Source organism: Methylobacterium nodulans ORS 2060, from assembly GCF_000022085.1.
Classification (GTDB): domain Bacteria; phylum Pseudomonadota; class Alphaproteobacteria; order Rhizobiales; family Beijerinckiaceae; genus Methylobacterium; species Methylobacterium nodulans.
Map to the genome: position 1 here is coordinate 5208434 of NC_011894.1, position 18613 is coordinate 5227046.

Sequence of the window (18613 nt, forward strand, 5' to 3'; positions counted from 1 at the left end):
GGACGTGGCGCAGGGCGGCGGAAGGGTGCAGCGCGCGGCGGTGATCGGCTGCGGCACGGTGGGGGCGAGCTGGGCGGCGCTCTTCCTCGTCCACGGCCTCGACGTGACGGCGACCGATCCGGCCGAGGGGGCGGAGGAGCGCCTGCGTGCCTTCGTGGAGGGCGCGCGGGCGCAGCTTGCGGGATTCGGCCTCACCGGCTCGGGGCGGCTCCGCTTCGTGCCCAGGGTGCCGGAGGCTCTCGACGGCGCGGAGTTCGTGCAGGAGAACGCGCCCGAGACCGAGGCCCTCAAGCGCGCGCTGCTTGCCGAGATCGACCGGCTGCTGCCGCCGCAGGTTCTCGTGGCGAGCAGCACCTCGGCCCTCCTGCGCAGCGCCATCGTGGCGGACTGCGCGCGGCCTGAGCGCGTCCTCGTCGCCCACCCGTTCAACCCCCCTCACCTCGTGCCGCTCGTCGAGATCGTGGCGGGCGATGCCGCCACCGCCGCGCGGGCCGCCGCCTTCTATCGCGGCCTCGGGCGCCGCCCGGTCATCCTGCGGCGGGAGATGCCGGGGCACATCGCCAACCGCCTCGCCTCGGCGCTCTACCGGGAGGCGGTCAACCTCGTCGCCGAGGGCGTGGCGAGCGTGGCCGATATCGACGCGGCCCTCTGCCACGGGCCGGGCCTGCGCTGGGCCGCGATGGGCCCGCACATGACCTATCATCTCGGCGGCGGCGCGGGCGGAATCGCCCATTACCTCGCCCATCTCGGCCCGAGCCAGGAGCGGCGCTGGGCTTCCCTGGGCAACCCGGCGCTCACGCCCGAGGTGCAGGCGGCGATCGTGGCGGGCGTCGCCGAGGAGGCGGCGGGCCTCTCCGTCGCGGAGCTGGAGGCAAGGCGCGACCGGGCCCTCGTCGGCATCCTGAAGGCGCGCGAGACCGTGGCCCCGGACCCGGCGCAGGACGGGACAGCGGAGGAATGATCGTGACGAAGCCTCTCATCATCGCGGTCGCCCCGAACGGCGCCCGCCTCACCAAGGCGGATCATCCGGCCCTGCCGATCACCCCGCGCGAGCTCGGCCTCGAAGCCGCCCGCTGCCGGGAGGCCGGTGCGGCGATGATCCATCTGCACGTGCGCGACGCGGAGGAGCGCCACAGCCTCGACCTCGACCGCTACCGGGCGGCCATCGCGGCGGTGCGGCGCGAGGCTGGCCCTGAGATGATCGTGCAGGTGACGACGGAATCCGTCGGCCTCTACGCGCCCGCCGAGCAGATCGCGGCAATCCGGGGCTTGAGGCCCGAAGCCTTCTCGGTGGCGGTGCGCGAACTCTTCGCCGAGCCGGACGACGAGGGAGCGGCGGCGGCGTTCCTGGCCGAGCAGGCGCGTGCCGGCACCCTCGTGCAGCACATCCTGTACGATGCGGGCGACGTCACGCGCTTCCAGGGGCTCGTCGCCCGCGGGCTGATCCCGCTGGAGCGGGCGAGCGTGCTGTTCGTGCTCGGGCGCTACAGCGCCGGCCAGCGCTCGGAGCCCGCCGATCTCCTGCCCTTCCTGGCCGCCTGGAATTCGGGGCACCACCTCGACCTGCCCTGGGCGCTTTGCGCCTTCGGCCGGCAGGAGGCGGCCTGCCTGATCACCGCTTCCTGCCTCGGCGGCGACGTGCGGGTCGGGTTCGAGAACAATCTGTGGCGGCCGGACGGCAGCCTCGCCCCGGACAACGCCACCCAGGTCGCCGCCATCGCGTCCCTCGCCGCCCGCCTCGGCCTCGAGATCGCCACTCCGACCATCGCCCGGACGCTGCTCTCCGCCCGCCGGTAACGACCTGGTGATCGCGCGGTCAACGAATTGACAGAATGCCGCGGGACTCTTGTGGCGCTGCACCAATACCCCCACTGTGAAGCTCCGTGACGGCATTTCTGGATCTTCTCCTGCGACGCGCTGCGACGGCCCTTCTGGGCCTGATCGTCGCCGTGCTCGCTGTCTCGGCGGCCTCGGCCGCCGGAGAGCGGGGCGGCGCGGTCATGCGCGCCGTCACCCCGCAGATGATCGACGCGAGCCTGCACGCCGACCTGCCGACCCTTCCGCTGCGCTGCATTACGAGCGTGTCGGCGCCCGGCGAGCCGACCCGCGGATGTGACGAAGGCGCCCAGGGCCCGAGTCCGATCATGGCCCAGCCGCCGGCGGTCTCCGCCTCCGTCCTGATCCTGCCGCCGCGCCATCTCGGCTCCTGCCCGCTTCCATGCGGCATGCGCCTCGACCGGCCTCCGAAGCCCATCGCCTGACGGCAACGCGACCGTCGCGGTGACGCCGCGACCATGCGGCTCGCGCCGCATGCGCACATGGTGGCCGGATCCGCCCCGTTCAGGCCGCGTCCCCTCCGATCCCTGGCGTGGAGCCACGTCGGCCGTGTTCCGGCCCGGCGCGGTGATCCCTACGCCCGCATCGCTGTTCCCGTGCCCGGCCGACGGGCGCGCCCCCTCGCATCATCGCCATCGCCGCGGGTCCGGGCCGAGCGCCCCGCCGCGTGCAGGAGTCCGAACGCCCGTGACGCATCGCCGCCTCGCTCTCGCCGCCTTCGCCGCCCTCGCGCTCGCCGCCTGCAAGCCCACTCAGCAGAGTGCCGCGCCGGCCGAGACCCTGCCGACGGAAGTCAGCATCGTGACGGTCCGCAACCAGCCGATTCCGTTCGAGCGCGAACTGCCCGGCCGCGTCGCCCCGACCCGCATCGCCGAGGTCCGCGCGCGGGTGTCGGGCCTCGTCGTCAAGCGGGCCTTCCAGCAGGGCAGCCAGGTCAAGGAGGGCGACCTCCTCTACAAGATCGACCCGGCGCCCTATCGGGTCGAGCTCGACAGCGTCGAGGCGACGCTCGCCCGCGCCGAGGCCGCCCTGGTCCTCGCCCGCCAGCAGGCCGAGCGCCTCGAAACCCTGCTCGCCCGCCAGACCGCGAGCCAGGCGCAGTACGACGCCGCCTACGCCGCCCAGAAACAGGCCGAGGCCGAGGTGGCGGGGGCCAGGGCGGCCCGCGACCGCGCCCGGCTGAACCTGAGCTACACGGATGTGCGCGCGCCGATCTCGGGCCGCATCGGCCGCGCCCTCGTCACCGAGGGCGCCCTCATCGAGCAGGGCAGCGCCACCAACCTGGCGACGATCCAGCAGCTCGACCCGATCTACGTCGACATCACCCAGTCGGTGAGCGAGCTCAACAAGCTGCGCCGCGATCTCGCGAGCGGCGAACTGGCGAGCATCGCCCCCGACACCGCTAGCGTGCGGCTCATCATGGATGACGGCTCGCTCTATTCCGAGCCCGGCCGCCTGCTCTTCTCCGACGTGACGGCCGATCCGAGCACCGGCCAGGTGACGCTGCGCGTCGAGATCCCGAACCCGCACAACGAGCTGTTTCCGGGCATGTACGTCCGGGCGCGCATCCGCCAGGGCATCGACGCGGACGCGATCGCCGTCCCTCAGCAGGCCGTCCACCGCTCCAATGACGGGCGGGCGGAAGTCTGGCTCGTCGGCGAGGGCGACAAGGTCATGCTCCACCCGGTCGAGGTCGGCCCGGTGGTCGAGGGCCAGTGGGTGATCCGCGACGGCCTCAAGGCCGGCGACCGGGTCGTCACCGAGGGCTTCCAGAAGATCGTCGCCGGTACGGTGGTGAAGACCGTGCCCTGGCAGACGGCCGCGGCCGGCACCGACCGTCGCTGAGGAGGGCAGCCGTGGCCAGCTTCTTCATCGACCGTCCGGTCTTCGCCTGGGTCATCGCCCTGTTCATCTGTCTCGGCGGCATCCTGGCGATCCCGATGCTGCCGGTGGCGCAGTATCCGATCATCGCGCCGCCCTCGATCGCTCTCTCCACCGCCTATCCGGGCGCCTCGGTGGAGGATCTCTATACGGGCACGACCCGCCTCATCGAGGACGAGCTCAACGGCGCGGCCAACATCCAGAGCTTCGAATCGGCGAGCGACTCCTTCGGCGTCGTCGAGATTACTGCGACCTTCGCGCCCGGCACCGACCCGGGCTACGCCTCGGTCGAGGTGCAGAACCGCCTCAAGCGCGTCGAGGCCCGCCTGCCCGCGGAGGTCCGCCAGCAGGGCATCCTGGTGGAGGAGGCCTCCGCCGCGACCCTCAACATCATCACCCTGGTCTCGACCGACGGCTCGATGGACGAGGTCGCGCTCGGGGACTTCCTGATCCGCAACGTCATCAACGAGATCCGCCGCATCCCCGGCGTCGGGCGCGCCACCCTCTACTCGACGGAGCGCTCTCTGCGCATCTGGGTCGATCCCGACAAGCTGCGCGGCCTGTCGCTCAGCGCCTCCGACGTGACGAAGGCGATCCAGAACCAGAACGTCCAGATCGCCTCGGGCGCGGTCGGCGCCCAGCCGAGCCCCGCGGCCCATGCGGTCAACTTCCCGATCCTGGTCAAGGGCCAGATGCGCGCGCCGGAGGAATTCGGCGCCATCGTGCTGCGGGCGAACCCCGACGGCTCGACCGTCCGCCTGCGCGACGTCGCCCGCATCGAGCTCGGCGGCGAGGACTACAAGTTCACCACCCGCCTCAACGGCGGCGAGGCGGCGGGCATCTCGGTGACGCTCGCCCCGGACGGCAACGCGCTCGAGACCGCCAAGGCCATCCGGGCCAAGATGGAGGAGCTGTCGCAGTTCTTCCCCTCCAACGTGAAGTGGGACATCCCCTACGACATCACCCCGGCGGTCAAGGCCTCGATCAAGAAGGTCATGATGACGCTGGTCGAGGCGGTGGTTCTGGTCTTCATCGTGATGTTCCTGTTCCTGCAGAACATCCGCTACACCCTGATCCCGACGATCGTGGTGCCGATCGCGCTGCTCGGCACCTGCACGGTGATGCTGCTGGCGGGCTTCTCGGTGAACGTGCTCACCATGTTCGGCATGGTGCTGGCGATCGGCATCCTGGTCGACGACGCGATCGTGGTGGTCGAGAACGTCGAGCGCATCATGAACGAGGAGGGGCTCTCCCCGAAGGAGGCCACCCGCAAGGCGATGAGCCAGATCACCGGCGCCATCATCGGCATCACGCTGGTGCTCGTCGCGGTGTTCATCCCGATGGCGTTCTTCCCCGGCTCGGTCGGCATCATCTACCGCCAGTTCTCGATCGCGATGGTGACCTCGATCGCCTTCTCGGCGCTGCTCGCGCTCTCGCTGACCCCCGCCCTCTGCGCGACGCTGCTCAAGCCGATCGAGAAGGGCCACGGCCACGCCAAGAGCGGCTTCTTCGGCTGGTTCAACCGCTTCGTGGACCGCCAGACGGCGCGCTACGGCCGCGGCGTGGCCTGGGCCATCGCCAAGTCCGGGCGGATGATGGCGATCTACCTCATCCTGGTCGCGGGCGTGGCCTATGCCTTCGTGCGCCTGCCCGAGGGCTTCCTGCCGGTCGAGGATCAGGGCTTCTTCACCGTCGACATCCAGACGCCGCCGGGCTCGTCCTTCAACCGGACGCTCGCGGCGGTGAAGAAGGTCGAGGAGCACCTCATGGCCCAGCCCGGGGTCGCCACGGTGACGATCGTCAACGGCTTCTCCTTCTCGGGGCAGGGCCAGATGACCTCGCAGGCCTTCGTGACCCTGAAGGACTGGTCGGAGCGCGGGCCGGACCAGTCGGCCGCCGCGCTGGTGGCCGGCACCAACAAGGCGCTCGCCTCCTACAAGGACGCGGTGATCCAGGCGCTCGAGCCGCCGCCGATCGACAATCTCGGCAACGCCTCGGGCTTCAGCTTCCGCCTGCAGGATCGGGCGCAGAAGGGCTACTCGGCCCTGATGGCGGCGCAGGAGCAGCTGCTCTCGCTGGCCCGCAAGAGCCCGGTCCTGAAAAACGTCTATGTCGAGGGTCTGCCGCCCGCGCCGCAGGCCGAGCTCGTCATCGACCGCGAGAAGGCGGCGGCGCTCGGCGTGTCCTTCGAGGCCATCAACGAGACCATCCAGGTCAATCTCGGCTCGGTCTACACCAACGACTTCCCCAACCGCGGCAAGATGCAGCGCGTGATCGTGCAGGCGGATGCAGTGCAGCGGCTCAACCCGAGCGACCTTCTGAACTACGGCGTCAGGAACGCGCAGGGCACCATGGTGCCGATGGCGTCCTTCGCCGACCTGAAATGGAGCGTCGGCCCGGCCCAGATCATCGGCTTCAACGGCTACCAGTCGGTGCGCATCACCGGCGAGCCGGCGGCGGGCTACACCTCGGGCGAGGCGATCGCCGAGATGGAGCGGCTGATGGAGCAGTTGCCGAAGGGCTTCGGCTATACCTGGACCGGCCAGTCCCTGCAGGAGAAGCAGGCCGGCTCGCAGGCGACGCTGCTCTTGGCCCTCTCGGTGCTGATCGTGTTCCTGTGCCTCGCGGCGCTCTACGAGAGCTGGTCGATTCCGCTCTCGGTGATGCTGGTGATCCCGCTCGGCGTCATCGGCTCGGTCGCCGGCGTGATGCTCCGCGACATGCCGAACGACGTCTATTTCAAGATCGGCCTCATCACGATCATCGGCCTCTCGGCCAAGAACGCGATCCTGATCATCGAGTTCGCCCGCGAGCTCTGGCGTCCCGGCACCAAGCTCGTCACCGCGACGATCGAGGCCTCGCGCCTGCGCTTCCGGCCGATCGTGATGACCTCGCTCGCCTTCATCTTCGGCGTCGTGCCGCTCTCCATCGCGACGGGCGCGGCCTCGAAGAGCCAGCAGGCGATCGGCACGGGCGTGATGGGCGGCATGATCTCGGCGACGGTGCTCGCGGTGATCTTGGTGCCGGTCTTCTTCGTGGTGGCGATGCGCGTCTTCCAGCGCCGCCGCGTGCGGGAGGAGGAGGGGGCCGCGCCCGCCCGCGCCCTGCCGGAATTCGAGCGCGAACCCGCGCCACTCACTTAAGGCGAGGCCGCGTCGTCCACGGCTCGCGCCCGGACGACGCGGCGGAACCATCGCCCGTCCCGGCTGTTCATGGGGCCCGGGCCGATCACAACAGCCGTTGTGAGGTGTGATCGCGCACCTGTGAATGGCGGTTGGCCCTCGCCCGCGACACACTTATGGTCTAGCTTGGCTCGCGTCCCCCCGCGCCAGCGTGCAGACCGATGACCGACTCTCCCTCTACCGGCCGCATCAAGCCGGTTCCGGCATCGCCCCCGACCCTTCCCGCGGAGGTGCAGGAGCATCTCGGCCGCCAGTTGCGCGAGGCTTATGCGGCACTCGGCGAGAGCGAGGCCCCTGCCGCCTTCACGGACCTGCTCGCCCGCCTCGAGGCCGCGCTCGCCGCCCTCGGTGCTCCGAGCCAGGACCGCTTCCGCGATGAGCTCCTGGCGGCTGCACCGTCCCTGCGGCGTTTCGCCCTGACGCTCACCGCGAATCCCTCCCGGGCCGACGACCTCGTGCAGGATACGCTCCTCAAGGCGTGGCAGAGCCGGGATCGCTTCGAGGACGGCACGAACCTGAGCGCGTGGCTGTTCACCATCATGCGCAACGCCTTCTACTCGGAGCACCGCAAGCGCTCCCGGGAGGTGGAGGACGGCGAAGGCGTCTATTCCGCGCGCCTGACTACGGCCCCTAACCAGGGCGACCGGCTCGACGTGCAGGATCTGCAGGCGGCGCTGAACAAGCTCGTGGCCGAGCAGCGCGAGGCGCTGCTTCTCGTCGCGGTCGGCGATCTGTCCTACGAGGACGCGGCCGCGCTGATGCAATGCAAGGTCGGCACGGTGAAGAGCCGCGTCTGCCGCGCGCGCGACAAGCTTGCCGAACTCCTCGGCTACACGGGCGGGGAGCTCGGCGCCGACCGCCTCACCCGCTCGGTCCTCACCAACAGCAGCCTCATGGCCCTCGAAGGCTGAGCGGCCCGCACAGGCCGGACCTGGGGCTCGTTCACGCCGGGCTCGCGGCGATCCGCGACCAGCGCGCGACCGCGCGCTCATACAGGTCCATGTCGGAGGCATTGAGCCGCTCGACATAGGCGCGCAAGGCCGGGCTCGGCTTCGGGCCGGTGAGACGCGAGGCAAGCCCGCGAGCATTCTTGTGCGCCACCTTGAAGGCGAGGCCGAAGCGACGGTTCAGCCGCTCCACGAAAGCCTCGTAGGCTTCCAGGATCCCGACCAGGGCGAGCCGGTCCATCTCGGCACAGCCGAATGCCTGTGTCTGAACGTTCTGGTTGCGCGGGTCCTCGATGAAGGCTTCCAGGCTCTGCTGCGTGCGGCCGTGCTTCTTCTGGAAGACGTAGTAGGACAAGACCTGCTCGGTCGGCTCGCGGACCAGCGTGAAGGCCCGCTCCGGATCGAAGCATGGCAGGTAGGCCGCGCTCATATGGCTTGAATAGAAACCGATTTCGTTCTGCATTAGATAGTCGGAGATCATCTGCAGCTGATCACCGATCTGCATCCCCCCGCGGTAGTACATGATGTCATTTGCGTAGGGATGTGTTGTCGAGCTGTCCTTACCGTACAGCATGAAGATCTTGTCCTTGGGAAAGATCTCATGGGCTGCGTAGCGGATGCTGGTGCCGCCCGTCTTGGGAAGATGGAGAAAGAAGAGCGGAGCCATGGAAAAGACCTGTCGCTGGCCGGGGGTTGAGCCCCGCCCTCGGTGGCGACGGTTGATGGTCTTGTTGTGGCAGCGCTTGAAGGAATGAATTCCACGCGGAGGGGCGACGCTCTCGCGCCACAGGCGATGGCCGCGGATTCGGGCTTGGGAATCACATCCTGTCGGATGCTGGCCTCGCCGGCAGCGCCGGATCCACGAACAGGCCCTGCGGACCCATCGCCGTCGCATCCCTCGCAAAGCCCAGTTGTCCACAGCCATCCACAGGCTGCTCCTGGCCGGAGCCCGACGGACTCGCGCGACGGCGCGCTGTCGCGCTAGAACAAAGCAAGAACATAAACGTTCGGACCGGTGGCGGACATGAGATGCATGAGACCGGACGAGAACGGCAGCTCGCCGCCCTGCGGGAGCGGATCGGCGGGCTGGAGCGGGATGCGCAGGCCCGGCCGGTCCTGCCCGTCGGGATTCCCGCGATCGACCGCCACCTGCCGGGTGGGGGCCTGCGGCTCGGCGCGCTGCACGAGGTGGTCGAGGCCGGCCCGGCCGCCGGCCATGCGGCGCTCGCCGCCCTTTTCGTGGGCGGCCTCCTCGCCCGGCTGCCCGGCCCCATCCTCTGGTGCCTTGCCGGCCGCGACCTCTTCGCACCCGGCCTCGCGGCGGTGGGGCTCCATCCCGACCGGGTTCTCTACGCCGAGACGCGCCGGGTCACGGAGGTTCTCCCGACCATGGAGGAGGGTTTGCGGCACGGCAGCCTCGCGGCCGTGGTGGGCGAGGTCGCGCGGGTCGGGCTCACCGCCTCGCGCCGGCTGCAGCTCGCCGCCGAGCGCGGCGGCTCGCTCGCCCTGGTGATCCGCCGCTGGCGCGAGGGGGCCGGAGCCGGAGCCGAGCCGAGCGCCGCCGCCACCCGCTGGTGCGTCGCCGCCGCGCCCTCCCCCGCCTCTTCCGTACCCGGCCTGTCGCGGGCCTGCTGGTCCCTCGCCCTGCTGCGCGCCCGCGGCGCCGAACCCCGGACATGGCTCGTCGAGGCTCCCGATGCGCAGGGTCGTCTCCGTCTTCCTGCCGACCTGGCCGACCGACCGCCTGCGGCGCAGGAGCGGCGGGCTGCCGCCGGATAGGCCCCTCGTGACCGCGACGACGGAGGGGCCGCGCCGGGTACTGGCCTCCGTGGACGCCGCCGCCCGGCGGCTCGGCCTGCGGCCCGGGATGCCGGTGGCGCAGGCGCAGGGCATGGTGGTGGACCTCGCGGTGGTGGAGGCCGATCCGGAGGGCGATCGCGCGGGGCTTGCCCGCCTTGCGGGCTGGTGCCTCGCCTATGCCCCCCTCGTCGCCCTCGATCCGCCGGATGGGATCTGGATCGAGAGCGCGGGCGCGGCGCATCTGCATGGCGGCGAGGCGGGGCTCCTCATGGATCTCACGCACCGCATCAGGGCGGGAGGCTTTCACGTGCAGGCGGGGATCGCCGATACGCCGGGCGCCGCCTGGGCGGTGGCGCGCCATGCGCCGCGGGCGCCGATCGTGGCGCCGGGCACTCAAGGGGCCGTGCTGGAGCCCCTGCCGGTGCGGGCGCTGCGCCTCGGCGCCGAGACGGCGTCCGGGCTGGCGCAGCTCGGCCTCGTGCGGATCGGGCAGCTTCTCGCCACGCCCCGCGCCCCCTTGAGGCTGCGCTTCGGCGAGGCGGTGACGCTGCGGCTCGACCAAGCCCTCGGGTCCGCCCCGGAACCCCTGCCCTATCTGGCGCCCCCCGAGACCCTGCGGGCCCGGCTCGCCTTCGCGGAGCCGATCGGCGCGCCCGAGACGCTCGCCCGGGTGGTGGGGCGGCTCACCGCCCTCCTGGCCCGGGACCTGGAGCGCCGGGGGCTTGGGGCGCGCCGGCTCGATCTCGTCTTCCGCCGGGTCGACGGCCTGTCGCAGGCCTTGGCGCTCGGCACCGCCCGGCCGAGCCGCGAGGCGGCCCATCTCGCCCGGCTCTTCGCGGAGCGCCTCGCTACGGTGGATCCGGGCTTCGGCATCGAGGAGGCCTCCCTGGCGGCCTCCCGCACCGAGCCCCTGTCGGCCCGGCAGATCGCGGCCTTCGCGGCGGACGGCGAGCCCGACCCGGAAGCGATGGGCGAACTCGTCGACCGCCTCGCCGCGCGGCTCGGGCCGGGCCGGCTGTTTCGCGCCGCACCCGTCGAGAGCGAGTGGCCCGAGCGGAGCGTGCGGCGCGTGGCGCCGCTCGCGCCGGCGAGCGGCCTCACCTGGCCCGCGGGGCTGCCGCGGCCGGGCCGGCTCGTCGATCCCCCGGAGCGCATCGATGCCATCGCGGAGCTGCCGGACGCACCCCCGGCCCTGTTCGTCTGGCGCGCCCGCCGCTGCCGGGTGGCGCGGGCGGACGGACCCGAGCGGGTCTTCGGCGAGTGGTGGCGCAGCGACGCGGAGGTCTCGGCCGTGCGCGACTATTACCGGGTCGAGGACCGGACCGGCGCCCGCTACTGGCTCTTCCGCGACGCCCCGGCCGCGGAAGGGGGACGCTGGTGGCTGCACGGTCTGGGGGAGGCGTGAAGCCATGGCCGCCCCGTCTCATGGCACCCGCAACGCGCCTCAATCGACCCTGAGATGCGTGGAGGCAACCCCGCTCCTCATGCTGAGGTGCTCCGAAGGAGCCTCGAAGCACCCCGGACCGATTCTCCCATCCACCAGAGCCTTGGACCAGCGGTCAGGCGTGCTTCGAGGGCCGGCTGTCGCCGGCCACCTCAGCATGAGGGCCGAGATTGGTTGCCACAGAAGAAGCATCCCGGAACGCCGATCCCATCCTGGCCGCTGCCTGGACCGGCCGTTCAGGTCGGTCGGGTGCTCCCCGCCATGACCGTCGAGCTCCAGGTCACGACGCATTATTCCTTCCTGCGCGGCGCCTCCTCGCCGGAGGAGCTGTTCACGACCGCCGCCCTCCTCGGCCTCACCGCCCTCGGAGTCACCGACCGCCATTCCGTCGCCGGGCTGGTGAAGGCCCACGAGGCCGCCCGGGCGACGGGCTGCCGCCTCGTCGCCGGCTGCCGACTCGACCTGTCCGGGCCGGACCAGGGCACCGCGCTCCTCGTCTATCCCACCGATCGCGCCGCCTATGGCCGGCTCTGCCGCCTGCTCACCCTCGGCAAGGAGCGGGCCGGCAAGGGCGGCTGCACGCTGGATTTCGGCGACGTCGCCGAATGGAGCGAGGGCCTGATCGCGGTTCTCCTCACGGACAAGTCGGACGACGCCCTCGCGGCGCGGCTCGGCCGCCTGAAAGGGATCTTCGGCCGGCACAGCTTCTGCGCCCTCACCCGCCGCTTCGGCGTCAACGACCATCGGCGGCTCGAGGGTATCGCGGATCTCGCCCGCGCGGCCCGGGTGCCGATCGTGGCGACGGGGGACGTGCTCTACCACGTCCCGGAACGCCGCCTGATGCAGGACGTCGTCACCTGTATCCGGCTCGGCACCACCATCGAGGCCGCCGGCTTCGCCCGTGAGCGCCATGCCGGGCGCCACCTGCAGCCCCCCGCCGAGACCGCCCGCCTGTTCGCCCGCCACCCAGAGGCGGTGGAGCGGGCGCAGGCCATCGCCGAATCCTGCCGCTTCTCCCTCGACGACCTCACCTACACCTATCCGGACGAGACCGGGGAGGACGGCCGCTCGGCCCAGGAGCGGCTGGAGGCCATGACCCTGGCGGGGGCGGCCCAGCGCTTCCCCGGCGGGATCCCGGAGAATGTCCGCGAGCAGATCCGGCACGAACTCGACCTCATCGCCAGCAAGACCTACGCACCGTATTTCCTCACCGTCGAGGCGATCGTGCGCTTCGCCCGCGACCAGGGCATCCTCTGCCAGGGGCGGGGCTCGGCGGCGAACTCGGTGGTCTGCTTCTGCCTCGGGATCACCGCCATCGATCCGGTGCGGCTAAAGCTCCTGTTCGAGCGCTTCGTCTCGGACAACCGCGACGAGCCGCCCGACATCGACGTCGATTTCGAGCACGACCGGCGCGAGGAGGTGATCCAGTGGGTCTACGCGACCTATGGGCGCCACCGCGCGGCGCTCACCGCCACGGTGATCCGCTACGGCGCCCGCGGCGCGGTGCGCGAGGTCGGCAAGGTCTTGGGCGTCCCCGAGGACGTGACCGGGGCGCTCGCCCGCCTGGTCTCGGGCTGGTCGCGGGACGGGGCCGGCGAGCGGGAGGCGGAAGCCCTCAACCTCAACCTCTCCGACCGGCGCCTGCGCCTGACCCTCGACATCGCCAAGGCGCTCATCGGCACGCCGCGCCATCTCGGCCAGCATCCGGGCGGCTTCGTGCTGACCCTCGACCGCCTCGACGAACTCTGCCCGATCACCCCCGCCACCATGGAGAACCGGCAGACCATCGAATGGGACAAGGACGACATCGAGGCCCTGAAGTTCATGAAGGTCGACGTGCTCGGCCTCGGCATGCTGGGCTGCCTGCGCCGGGCCTTCGCGCTCCTGAAGGAGCACCGGGGCGACGAGAATCCGCCCCAGGACATCGCCGGGATCCCGCCCGAGGATGCCGCCACCTACGCGATGATCGGCAAGGCCGACACGCTCGGCGTGTTCCAGATCGAGAGCCGGGCCCAGATGGCGATGCTGCCGCGGATGCAGCCGAAGCATCTCTACGACCTCACCATCGAGGTCGCGCTGGTGCGGCCCGGCCCGATCCAGGGCGACATGGTCCATCCCTATCTGCGCCGCCGCCAGAATCGCAGCCTCGTCCATTATCCGAGCGAGGCGCTCAAGAGCGTGCTGGAGCGGACGCTCGGCGTGCCGCTGTTCCAGGAGCAGGCGATGCAGGTCGCCATCGTGGCGGCCGGCTTCACGGCCGCGGAGGCCGACGGCCTGCGCCGCGCCATGGCGACCTTCAAGGCCAACGGCAAGATCGGCCTCTACCGCGACAAGCTGATCGCCGGGATGATCCGCAACGGCTACACGCCGGACTTCGCCGCCCGCACCTTCCGGCAGCTCGAAGGCTTCGGCTCCTACGGCTTCCCGGAGAGCCACGCCGCCTCCTTCGCGCTCCTCGCCTACGCCTCGTCCTGGCTGAAATGCCACCATCCGGACGTCTTCGCCTGCGCGCTCCTCAACGCGCAGCCGATGGGCTTCTACGCCCCGGCCCAGATCGTGCGCGACGCCCGCCGGCACGGGGTCCCGGTCCGCCCCATCGACGTCAATGCCTCGCGCTGGGACTGCACGCTCGAACCGGCGCAGGGGCGGCTGATGGCCCTGCGGCTCGGCCTGCGCCTGGTGCGGGGCCTCGGCAATGCCGAGGGCGCCCGCATCGCCACCGTGCGCGAGGCGGATCTCTTCCGCTCGGTCGAGGATCTCTGGCGCCGTGCCGCCGTGCCGCTCAAGGCCCTGGAGCATCTCGCCGCCGCGGATGCCTTCCGGTCGCTCGGCCTCGGTCGCCGGGAGGCGCTGTGGGCGATCAAGGGCCTCGCGCCCCTGCCCCTGCCGCTCTTCGCGGCGGCGGACGCACGCGAGGCGGCGATCCGGCCCGAACTGGACGAGCCCGCCGTGGCGCTCGCCCCCATGCCCGAGGGGGCCGCCGTGGTGGCGGATTACCGCGCCTCGGGCCTGAGCCTCGGCCGGCACCCGGTCGCCTTCCTGCGCCCCGACCTCGCCCGGGACGGCATCAGCGCCTGCGCGGCGCTGAAACGCCTGCGGGACGGGGCGCGCGTCACCGTGGCGGGGCTGGTGCTGGTGCGCCAGAAGCCGGGCTCGGCCAAGGGCGTGCTGTTCATCACCATTGAGGACGAGACGGAGGTCGCCAACCTCGTGGTCTGGCCCGCGCTGTTCGCCCGCCAGCGCAGCTTGATCCTGTCGGCCGGGATGATGGCGGCCCGCGGCCGGGTGCAGCGGGAGGGCGAGGTGATCCACCTCGTCGCCGAGCACCTGATCGACCTCTCGGACCTGCTGGCCGAGATCGGCGGGCGCGGCGCCCTGCTGTCGCCGGGCGGGTGCGGGGACGAGGCGCGCCCGGGCGGCGGCGGCGCGCGGAGCCTCGTCCGCCCCGGCCTGCGGATCAGGACGCGGGACTTCCGGTGAGGGGCGCCGCACCGCGGCTCTGCGGGAACGGCCGCAGCAGCTCCGGCGTGCGGAAGTCCTTCGGGATCGCGAAGTCGCGCGCGGCGCCCCGCATGGCGTTCGGCGGGCGCGGGAAGCCGCTGCGGTCGCTGAAGTCGCGGAACGGCCCGCGATGCGTCTCGCGCTGCTCCTCCAGCGCCCTGGCGCAGGCGATGTCGGCCGCGGTCACGCCCGCCACCGCCGCGAAAGCCAGCATCACGTGGGATTTGCGGGCATTGTCGCTATCGAGGCCGGTCGCCAGCGTGGCGAGGTCGAGCGCATCCCCTCCGACCCGCGTCCACAGCCAAGGCGTCGGATCGTGCGAGGCGAGGATGGCGACGCCGTTCGTGATCTCGCGCACCCCGTAGGCCTGCACCACCCCCTCGAAGCCGGGCATGCCGAGGGTGCGGGTCAGGCGGCGCGGCGCGAGAAGCTCGACGAGCCCGAGGCCGATCGAGAACAGGCCGAGCCCCTTGGCGAGGGTTTCGGCGGTGCGGCGGGAGAGCAGGGTCTGGTCGGGGCGCGTCGCGGGCATGGGGGGTCTCCTCGAAGAGTTTTCGAAACGGGGGAGCATTCCCCGTCGTCTGGCGGACGCCACAGCAGACGGGTCTGTCTTCCTGTCCCGTCGGCTCAGGACGCTCTCAGGGCTTCAGCACGACCTTGATGCAGTTGTCCTTCTTGTCGCGGAAGGTCTTGTACATCTCGGGGCCCCGTTCCAGGCCGACGCTGTGCGTGATGACGAAGGAGGGATCGATCTGGCCTTCCTCGATCCGCCGCACGAGGTCGTCGGTCCAGCGGTTCACATGGGTCTGGCCGGTGCGGACGGTGAGCCCCTTGTTCATCAGCGCCCCGAACGGGAGCTTGTCGATGAGCCCGCCATAGACGCCCGGGACCGACAGGGTGCCGGCCGGGCGGCAGACATAGATCATCTCGCGCAGCACGTGCGGCCGGTCGGTCTCGGCCATCACCGCCTGCTTGGCGCGGTCGTAGATCGAGTCGAGGGTCGCGGTGGCGTGGGCTTCGAGGCCGACCGCGTCGATGCATTTCTCGGGGCCCTTGCCGTCCGTCAGTGCGTTGAGGCGCTCGACGACGCTCTCCTCGCGGAAGTCGATCGTGGTGGCGCCCCCCGCCCGCGCCATGCTGAGGCGCTCGGGGACGCAGTCGATGGCAACCACCTGCCGGGCGCCGAGCAGGATCGCCGAGCGGATCGCCATCTGGCCGACCGGCCCGCAGCCCCAGATCGCCACCGTGTCGGTCGGCTCGATGTCGCATTGCACGGCGGCCTGCCAGCCGGTCGGGAAGATGTCGCCGAGGAAGAGCACCTGCTCGTCGGTGAGGCCCGACGGCACCTTGATGTGCGTCTTGTCCGCGAAGGGCACGCGGACATACTCGGCCTGTCCGCCCGGATAGCCGCCCGTGAGATGCGTGTAGCCGAACAGCCCCGCGGTGGCGTGGCCGAAGACCTTGTCGGCGATGGCCTTGTTGCGGTTCGAGCGCTCGCAGACGGAGAAATTGCCGCGCCGGCACTGGTCGCACTGGCCGCAGATGATCGTGAACGGCACCACGATGCGCTCGCCGACCTTGAGGGCGGACTTGGCGCCGCTGCCGACCTCCATCACCTCGCCCATGAACTCGTGGCCCATGATGTCGCCCTTCTCCATGCCGGGCATGAAGTGGTCGTAGAGGTGCAGGTCCGAGCCGCAGATGGCACAGGTCGTCACCCTGACGATGGCGTCGCGATCGTCCTCGATGCGCGGGTCCGGAACCGATTCGCAGCGGATATCCGCCGTTCCGTGCCAAACCAGAGCCTTCATGCCGGCATTCCTCGTTGAGCCATCCGCGCGCGACCGCCGTCCCGTCTCGCGGAACGCGATCCGGCATCGCGGGACAACGCGCCCGCACCGGCAGGAGCCATGCGATCAGGACTTGGGAGGAGTTCTCAGACCCGCGCTCAGGTCAGGACTGCGCGGCCCTCAGGCTGCGGCGGCCCCATGGCAGAGGCCCGCTCCGCCCGCGGGAACCGCATCCTGCCTCGCCCTGCCTGAAAGGCACGGCTTTCTCTTCGGGTACGTTCTCTAAAAAGAACGTTTCGGTTGACACGCCGGTCCATCCGCGGTTTCTGTCCGCCCAACCAGACGGACGACGGATCATGCTCTCTCCCGCTCTTCCCGCTCCGGCCGAGGCGCGGCCATGACCGCCCCGGTGCGCGTGCCGGCCCCGGCCGACCTCGGCGACCGCCTCGGCGCGTCCGACGCGCTGGTACGCCTTGAGGGAATCGCCAAGACCTACCCGGCGCGCCGGGGTGCTGCGGCCATCACGGCCCTGGACGGCATCGACCTCGCGGTGCGGCGCGGCTCGGTGCTCGGCGTGATCGGGCGGTCCGGCGCCGGCAAGTCGACCCTGATCCGCCTCGTCAACGGGCTGGAGCGGCCGACGAGCGGGCGCGTCATCGTCGACGGCGCCGAGATCTCCAGCCTCTCCGAGGCCGCCCTGCGCCGCGAGCGGCGCGGCATCGGCATGATCTTTCAGCATTTCAACCTGCTCTCGTCGCGGACGGCCGCCGGCAACATCGCCTTCCCGCTCGAGATCGCGGGCTATGACAGGGCGGCGATCCGCGCCCGGGTCGACGAGCTACTGGCGCTGGTCGGGCTCGCCGACCGGGGCGACCGCTACCCGGCCGAATTGTCGGGCGGGCAGAAGCAGCGGGTCGGCATCGCCCGGGCGCTCGCCACCAAGCCGAAGGTGCTGCTCTCCGACGAGGCCACCTCGGCCCTCGACCCCGAGACGACGCGCTCGATCCTCGATCTGCTCGGGCGCATCAACCGCGAGCTTGGCCTCACCATCCTGCTCATCACCCACGAGATGTCGGTGATCCGGGCCATCGCCCACGAGGTCGCAGTGCTCGATGGCGGCCGCATCGCCGAGAGCGGCGATGTCTTCGAGGTCTTCACCCGCCCGCAGGCGGCGATCACCCGCACCTTCCTCGACCGCGAGACCGGCCGCGCCCTGCCGCCGGTCCTGGCCGCCCGGCTGATGCCGGAGGGCGCGGGCGAGACCACCGTGCTGCGCATCACCTTCCGGGGGCCGCACGCCACCGACCCGGTGCTGGCGCAGCTCGCGCACGATGCGGGCATCGAGCCCTGCATCCTCTCGGGCACGGTCGACGAGATCGCCGGACGCCCCTTCGGCACGCTCGTGGTCGGGGTGTCGTCGGCGCCCGGCCTCGTCGCCCGCGCCCAGGACTTCCTCCGGGCGCGCAACCTCGACGTGGAGGTGCTGGGCTCGCTGCCCGCCGCCGCGTGGCCGCCCGCCAGCCGGACCGGATCGAGCCAGACCGGATCAAACCATGTCGCCTGAACTCCTGCGCCTCCTCGTCGTCGCCACCGGCGACACCCTGCGGATGGTGGCGATCGCCGCCGGCCTCGGCACCCTGTTCGGCCTGCCGCTCGGCGTCTTCCTCGCCACGAGCGGGCGGGGCGAGCTCTTCGCCGCGCCCTGGGCCAACCGGGTGCTCGGCATCCTGGTCAACGCGACGCGCTCGACGCCCTTCATCATCCTGGTCGTGGCGATCATCCCGTTCACGCGGCTCGTCGCCGGCACCTCGATCGGCACCAACGCCGCGACGGTGCCGCTCACGGTCGCGGCGACGCCCTTCATCGCCCGCCTAGTCGAGGGTGCAATCCGCGAGGTCGATGCCGGCCTCGTCGAGGCCGCCCGCGCCTTCGGGGCGAGCCCGCTCCAGATCGTGCTGAAGGTGCTGATCCCCGAGGCGCTGCCCGGGATCGTGCTCGGCCTGACCCTCGCGGTGGTCTCGCTCATCGGCTTCTCGGCCATGGTCGGCGCGGTCGGCGGCGGCGGGCTCGGCGATCTCGGCATCCGCTACGGCTATCAGCGCTTCATGCCCGAGATGATGGCCGCGGTGGTCGCCGTGCTGATCGTCCTCGTGCAGGCCGTGCAGACGATCGGCGACCGGCTCGCGCGCCGCCTCAACAAGCGCCTGCGCCACGCCTGAGCTTTCCCCCCTC

The 18613-nt window shown here is 71.4% G+C and carries 14 protein-coding genes; 11 read left to right on the forward strand and 3 right to left on the reverse strand.

The window, feature by feature from the left end; all coding sequences use genetic code 11:
- Positions 1-4: 4 nt before the first annotated feature.
- From MNOD_RS24305 to MNOD_RS24330, 6 genes are all read left to right on the forward strand, one after another.
- On the forward strand, positions 5-961 hold the full coding sequence (locus MNOD_RS24305; RefSeq protein ID WP_015931612.1) for a 3-hydroxyacyl-CoA dehydrogenase NAD-binding domain-containing protein: 957 nt from the start codon (positions 5-7) through the stop codon (positions 959-961).
- A 2-nt stretch (positions 962-963) separates the two neighbouring features.
- A complete protein-coding gene (locus tag MNOD_RS24310; protein ID WP_015931613.1) occupies positions 964-1797 on the forward strand; it encodes a beta-keto acid cleavage family enzyme in 834 nt (277 codons plus the stop codon).
- An 86-nt stretch (positions 1798-1883) separates the two neighbouring features.
- The gene (locus MNOD_RS24315; RefSeq protein ID WP_244424557.1) at positions 1884-2261 is read left to right on the forward strand and encodes a hypothetical protein; all 378 of its coding nucleotides are present in this window, start codon (positions 1884-1886) and stop codon (positions 2259-2261) included.
- Between the two features lie 262 nt (positions 2262-2523).
- Positions 2524-3681 (forward strand): efflux RND transporter periplasmic adaptor subunit, encoded by a 1158-nt coding sequence (locus tag MNOD_RS24320; RefSeq protein WP_015931615.1) that lies wholly within the window; start codon positions 2524-2526, stop codon positions 3679-3681.
- Between the two features lie 11 nt (positions 3682-3692).
- Complete coding sequence (locus MNOD_RS24325; RefSeq protein ID WP_015931616.1) at positions 3693-6860, forward strand: efflux RND transporter permease subunit; 3168 nt, start codon at positions 3693-3695, stop codon at positions 6858-6860.
- A 200-nt stretch (positions 6861-7060) separates the two neighbouring features.
- Positions 7061-7810: a sigma-70 family RNA polymerase sigma factor gene (locus MNOD_RS24330; protein ID WP_015931617.1), complete on the forward strand. Its 750-nt coding sequence runs from the start codon at positions 7061-7063 to the stop codon at positions 7808-7810.
- Positions 7811-7841: 31 nt separating this feature from the next.
- On the opposite strand, the gene MNOD_RS24335 is transcribed toward MNOD_RS24330, so the two are convergent.
- Positions 7842-8771 (reverse strand): hypothetical protein, encoded by a 930-nt coding sequence (locus MNOD_RS24335; RefSeq protein WP_244424558.1) that lies wholly within the window; start codon positions 8769-8771, stop codon positions 7842-7844.
- Between the two features lie 104 nt (positions 8772-8875).
- On the opposite strand from MNOD_RS24335, the gene MNOD_RS24340 reads away from it, so the two are divergent.
- The 3 genes from MNOD_RS24340 (at position 8876) to MNOD_RS24350 (ending at position 14570) form a co-directional block, all read left to right on the forward strand.
- Complete coding sequence (locus tag MNOD_RS24340; protein WP_015931619.1) at positions 8876-9625, forward strand: ImuA family protein; 750 nt, start codon at positions 8876-8878, stop codon at positions 9623-9625.
- On the forward strand, positions 9543-11051 hold the full coding sequence (locus MNOD_RS24345) for a Y-family DNA polymerase (protein WP_083786543.1): 1509 nt from the start codon (positions 9543-9545) through the stop codon (positions 11049-11051). Before MNOD_RS24340 ends, MNOD_RS24345 begins: the two co-directional genes overlap by 83 nt.
- 300 nt (positions 11052-11351) lie before the next feature.
- Complete coding sequence (locus MNOD_RS24350; protein ID WP_015931621.1) at positions 11352-14570, forward strand: error-prone DNA polymerase; 3219 nt, start codon at positions 11352-11354, stop codon at positions 14568-14570.
- On the opposite strand, the gene MNOD_RS24355 is transcribed toward MNOD_RS24350, so the two are convergent.
- Together MNOD_RS24355 and MNOD_RS24360 are read right to left on the reverse strand one after the other, a co-directional pair.
- Positions 14548-15123 carry a DUF4267 domain-containing protein gene (locus MNOD_RS24355; protein ID WP_015931622.1) on the reverse strand — a complete coding sequence of 192 codons (576 nt, stop codon included), beginning with the start codon at positions 15121-15123 and terminating at the stop codon, positions 14548-14550. The genes MNOD_RS24350 and MNOD_RS24355 overlap by 23 nt on opposite strands.
- A gap of 106 nt (positions 15124-15229) precedes the next feature.
- Positions 15230-16402 carry a zinc-dependent alcohol dehydrogenase gene (locus tag MNOD_RS24360; protein ID WP_015931623.1) on the reverse strand — a complete coding sequence of 391 codons (1173 nt, stop codon included), beginning with the start codon at positions 16400-16402 and terminating at the stop codon, positions 15230-15232.
- Positions 16403-16778: 376 nt separating this feature from the next.
- On the opposite strand from MNOD_RS24360, the gene MNOD_RS24365 reads away from it, so the two are divergent.
- Together MNOD_RS24365 and MNOD_RS24370 are read left to right on the forward strand one after the other, a co-directional pair.
- Positions 16779-17945 carry a methionine ABC transporter ATP-binding protein gene (locus MNOD_RS24365; RefSeq protein WP_015931624.1) on the forward strand — a complete coding sequence of 389 codons (1167 nt, stop codon included), beginning with the start codon at positions 16779-16781 and terminating at the stop codon, positions 17943-17945.
- Positions 17935-18600, forward strand: a complete 666-nt coding sequence (locus tag MNOD_RS24370; protein WP_015931625.1) for a methionine ABC transporter permease — start codon at positions 17935-17937, stop codon at positions 18598-18600. The genes MNOD_RS24365 and MNOD_RS24370 overlap by 11 nt, the downstream gene beginning before the upstream one ends.
- Positions 18601-18613 lie beyond the last annotated feature (13 nt).